The sequence below is a fragment of the Streptomyces sp. ATLC9 genome (assembly GCF_057196705.1).
This window is the reverse complement of sequence record NZ_JBXUOY010000353.1, coordinates 1-4,624: the sequence shown is the minus strand read 5'-3', so window position 1 is coordinate 4,624 and position 4,624 is coordinate 1. Positions and strand designations below refer to the sequence as shown.

Genomic DNA, 4,624 nt, shown 5'->3' with positions numbered 1-4,624 from the left:
CCCCCCGTGTGGGAGGCCCGCGCCCCCGCGTGACTCTTCGGGCCGCGCCCGCGGCCACGCGGGCGCCCACAGAAGAGACACGCTGGTTATCTGCACCCATCCGCCCTGGCCGTCTCCGGTGGTCTGCGTCAGATGACGCAGTGCCGAACCCGGCTCCTTGCTAGTCAGGAGATGCGCCCCGGAAAGAGCGAGTACGCCGTGCTCCCAACCGGTGCGTGCGAGCGAGGAGGGACTCGGCTGTGGAAACCACGCCCACCTATTTTCTGCTGGTGATCCTGGACATGGTCGGCTCCGGTCGACGTGGCGATCCGGACCAGGCATGGCTTCGAGAGCGTATGTACGACCTGACGCGACGGGCGCTCACCACTGCCGGGGTCGAAGCGGCTCACGGCGAGGACCGCGGCGACGGCGCCATGTTGCTCCTGCCGGGCAGTGTGTCGAAGCACACCGTACTGGGTGCGTTCATCGACGCCCTGGAGGCAGAACTCCGCAGCCACGCACGGCTCCACCGCGAGGGTCCGCGGTCGCTGCGGCTACGCGTCGCCGTACATGCCGGCGAGGTCGCCTGGGACGGCCGCGGCTGGGTCGGCGCCGACCTGAACACCGCCTTCCGAATGGTCGACGTCCCCGCTCTCAAGCGCACCCTGGAAGCCGCGCCCAAGGCCGTCATGAGCGTGGGGGTCTCCGACGCGCTGCACCATGCCGTGGTCCGCCACGACTACCCCGGCATCGATCCGCTGGAGTACCGGTCGGTCACGTTCTCCGCCAAAGAACTGGAGGACGAGACGCTGTGGATCCGGGTCCCCGGCTATCTGGAACCGCCGGGGCTGGACGCCTCCGGTCCCCGGCAGGACCAGAACGCACCCGCCGGGCGAGCCGCCGAGGCCGCTTCCCCGTTCCCGGCCGGGAACAGCGGGATCGGCGTCCTCCACGGCGGCATCCACCACGGCGGCATCGGAATCAACAACCACGGCGAGATACGTCAGGACTGGCGTTCCGGCCCCTCCCCCTCGGAGGTGGCCGAGCTGAGGAGCCGGCTGGACCGGTTGAGAGTCGAGCTGCGCGAGTCCCGGAACCGACGCGAGATCGACGACGACGCGTACGCGGGGGCCACCGCCGAACTGGACGAGGCCGAGCGCCACGTCACCGCGCCCGTCGAAGCCGGCCGCCGGCCGCTGCTGAACGCGCTGCGCCGACTCCGGGACCTGGTGGAGAACGCCGGCGCTCTGACCACCACCGTCGCAGCACTGATCCGTCTCGCCGGTGGGGAGGCGTGACCGTGGCCGGCCAGGGAATCGACGCCCTGTACGGCGGCATCACCGACGGCGGGATCGGAGTCAACCACGGGGCGGTGACCCAGTACTTCGCGGAGCCGGGTGCGGCCCCCGAGGAGCGCGTGGAGACGGCCTGGCGCTGTCTCCGGGCCGGGCTGCGGGAGCGGGCGGAGCAACTGCTCGACGAGGTGGTGGCTCAGGGCCATGAATCGCCCCGGCTCGAGTACCTCCGCGTCCTGGCGGCGGTCAGCCGCCGTTCCCCCGAGGAACTCACCGACACCGACTGGACGCGCCTGCGGGAGGCACTCGCCCGGCCTCCGGCCCCGGGCACCGACCCCGAGGGATTCCGCACCGCCTTGCGAACCGTCCGCGAACTGCTGACTGCGGCGGTGTCCCCGCCGGGCGGTACCGGTGGGGACAGCACCGGTACCACCCGGGAACCCGTTGGGCAGACCACCGGCGCCGAGATCGCCGCTCTGATGTCCGGCCTGCCGGACGAGCGGCGCGCCGAGGTCGAGGATCATCTGCGCCGCGTCATGCAGGGCATAGAACGGGACGTGAGCGACGCCGGGGAGGAAGCCGCGGTCCGCGACCGGCGTTTCGCCCACGACCGGACCCGGCGAGTACCGCTGTTCTTCACCGCCGATCCACTCCCCCCGCGGCCTCCGGACCCCGGCGGGGACTCGGGATGGCTGCCGAACGCGGCGAGCGGCTGGGGGCTGGCCGCCTTCGCCTTCGTCGGCGGGCTCGTGCTCGCGCTGACGCGTCTGGGCGAGCACGGTGCGGGCTCTCCGAACCCCACGGCGCCCGGAACCGGATGGCCGGCGGACTCCGGCACCGCGCGGGGTCCCGGATTCGGCGCCCCGGGCACCGCCGATGCCGCCGCGTCGTCGGACCTCACCGGGCTGATCGTCTTCAGCGCACTGCTCGCCCTCGGGACGGTGACAGCGATCGTGGCCGCCGCCCGCCCCATGATGAGGAAGAAGGCCAGAGCCGAACGGATGCGTAAATGGCGGTCCGGGCCCGGTGCTCCGGACGGAGGGCCCCGGACCGCGAGGGGGTTCCCCCGGGCCCTCCTCGGCACCGCCGCCCGGGCACGGCCCCCCGCGGATGAACGCCCCACCGCCGAAGCCCGCCGTCGGGACCGCTTCCGGCAGACAGTCGCCGAACTGGTAAAGGCGCGCTTCGCCGAGCACACCCCCGACGACCGCTCCGACCGTGCCGCAGACTGGATGCGCGACTGTGCGGAGCAGCGCCGCGACTGGTCGCCGAACTCACCCACCTCTTCTGGCGGTCCGGCACGCCTGCCGGACTGGACTGGCTGATCCAGCGCCGTGCCGCCGACGAGGCCTCGCGCTGGCGCGCGCACGGCAGGGCCCGGGAACCGCGCTGGGCGCAGGTGGTACTCAATCTGGGCCTGGGCCTGCTGGTGCTGCTCGCCTTGTCGGTCATGTTCCCCATGGTCGGCGCGGGAGACGGCCAGTACGCCGTGCTGACCGCGGCCCTGTGGATCGCGGCGGGCTTCGCCGTCTGGGAGACGGTCTGGCAGAACGTGCGGGCCGAGTGGCTGGAGGAGCGCCGGAAGACCTACGAGGAGGACCGCGTGGTGCACGCCTCGTGGTCGCGCCATCTGGCGGACCACCGCCCCGACGACGTGCGGATGGCCGACTGGCTCGACCTCGACCAGCGTCATCTGCTGCGCGAGATGCTCCGGGAGCACGAGATGGAGCACCGGGACATCGTGTTCAGTTTCTTCGTGCTGGAAGCCGCCCCCGGCTGTGTACGGGCCCGGGTGACGGGCGGCCCCGTGCGCTACTCCAGCTATCTCGTCAAACTGTTCGTCCTGACCTCCAGCGGAGTGTGGACGAGCACCTGGCTGATGGACTTCACCACGGGCGGCCACTCCGGCCGCAGCGACGTGGTCTTCCGCTACGACGCCATCAGCTCGGCCATGCTGAAGACCCTCGGGCGCCCGAAGGACCGCGAGGACGACGCGCCCGCTTCCATGGACCCGGACATCGAGGAACTGGAGGAGATGATGCGGGAGTACGGGCCCCCGGGGGACGACGGCCGACCGGACGCCCCACTGCCCAGTGAGGCGCTCCGGCTGGTCCTGGACAACCAGCAGTTCCTCGACGTGTTCCTGGAGGACTACGCGCTGCTCGACAGCACCGCCGAGTCCCCCGGGGAACTACGGGAGCTCGCCCGGGAGACCTCCGGTGTCTCGACCGGTTTCCGTATCCTCGCGGCGCTCGCGACCGAGGGCCGCGAGTGGTTCGACCAGCGGCGGCGGCACTCCCGCACCGTCTTCCTCGGGGAACCGGCCGCCACGGGTGCCGGACCGGGTGACCGGTCGCCCCGCTGACACGGGCAGGGCCGGGACGGGAACCGGGCGGTGTCCGGTTCCCGTCCCGGCCCGTTCCCGCTAGGCTCGGGCCGACCGGAACGACTCTCCCAGTGAGCGAGCCCATGGCCCGTCCCAACGGTGGCGTCCCGTTCCTCCCGTCCGAGTGCCTGGGGCAGTTACGATCCTGCGGCCGCCCGTACCGCTGGGAGACCGGCGATGTGCTGATGCGGGAGGGCGATCCGCCGACCGAACTGGTCCTCCTGGAGGAGGGCCTGGTCAAGGTGACTGCCGAATCCTCCAACGGCTACACCAGCATCCTCGCCATACGCGGACCGAACGAACTGCTGGGCGAGCTGTCCTGTGTGGACGGACACCCTCGGTCGGCGACGGTGACCGCGCTGGGCTCCGGACGGGGAACCGTCGTCACCGCCGACCGCTTCCGCCGACTCCTGGCCGAGCAGGGTGCCCTCGCTCTGGCCGTCCTGCGCAGTGTGACGGAACGGCTCAGGGATTCGGACCGGTCGCGCGCCGAGTACGGCGCGTACCCGGCCGTGGTGCGCGTCGCCCGCGTGCTGCTGGAACTGGCCCACCGGTACGGCACCCCGCAGAAGGCGGTCCCCCGCTCACTGGAGATACGGATCACGCAGCAGGAGCTGGCCGGGGCTTCCAGCACCTCCCGCGAGACCGTGGTACGCGCCCTGCGTCTGCTGCACGAGGAAGGCTGGATCTCGCTGGGCCGCGGTCGGGTGGTGGTCACCGCACCTGAGCGGCTGGCCGCCTGGGCGGCAGAAGACGGCTGATACTCCGCCACCGCCGGGAACAGGTCCCGGGGGCTTCGCGAACTCACAGATTGGGTGAGCTCGCCCGGCAACGGGACGTCACATTCCCTTAGCCTCGGGCTTTCATGAGGTGGGCTGTCCGACAGGCGGTCAGGAAAACAGAGAGTGCCTCTGACCAGCGAGAATGAGGATTGTCGAGGTCCTTGTTCCTGCCACCGTCGGAG

At 71.5% G+C, this 4,624-nt stretch carries 4 protein-coding genes; all 4 read left to right on the top strand.

The window, feature by feature from the left end:
* The first annotated feature begins 239 nt into the window (after positions 1 to 239).
* The 4 genes from AC2CJA_RS24415 (at position 240) to AC2CJA_RS24400 (ending at position 4,421) form a co-directional block, all read left to right on the top strand.
* Positions 240 to 1,277 (top strand): hypothetical protein, encoded by a 1,038-nt coding sequence (locus AC2CJA_RS24415; protein ID WP_484604844.1) that lies wholly within the window; start codon positions 240 to 242, stop codon positions 1,275 to 1,277.
* Positions 1,278 to 1,279: 2 nt separating this feature from the next.
* Positions 1,280 to 2,599, top strand: a complete 1,320-nt coding sequence (locus AC2CJA_RS24410; protein ID WP_484604843.1) for a hypothetical protein — start codon at positions 1,280 to 1,282, stop codon at positions 2,597 to 2,599.
* 74 nt (positions 2,600 to 2,673) lie between these two features.
* Complete coding sequence (locus AC2CJA_RS24405; RefSeq protein WP_484604842.1) at positions 2,674 to 3,639, top strand: hypothetical protein; 966 nt, start codon at positions 2,674 to 2,676, stop codon at positions 3,637 to 3,639.
* A 92-nt stretch (positions 3,640 to 3,731) separates the two neighbouring features.
* Positions 3,732 to 4,421: a Crp/Fnr family transcriptional regulator gene (locus AC2CJA_RS24400; RefSeq protein ID WP_484604841.1), complete on the top strand. Its 690-nt coding sequence runs from the start codon at positions 3,732 to 3,734 to the stop codon at positions 4,419 to 4,421.
* Positions 4,422 to 4,624 lie beyond the last annotated feature (203 nt).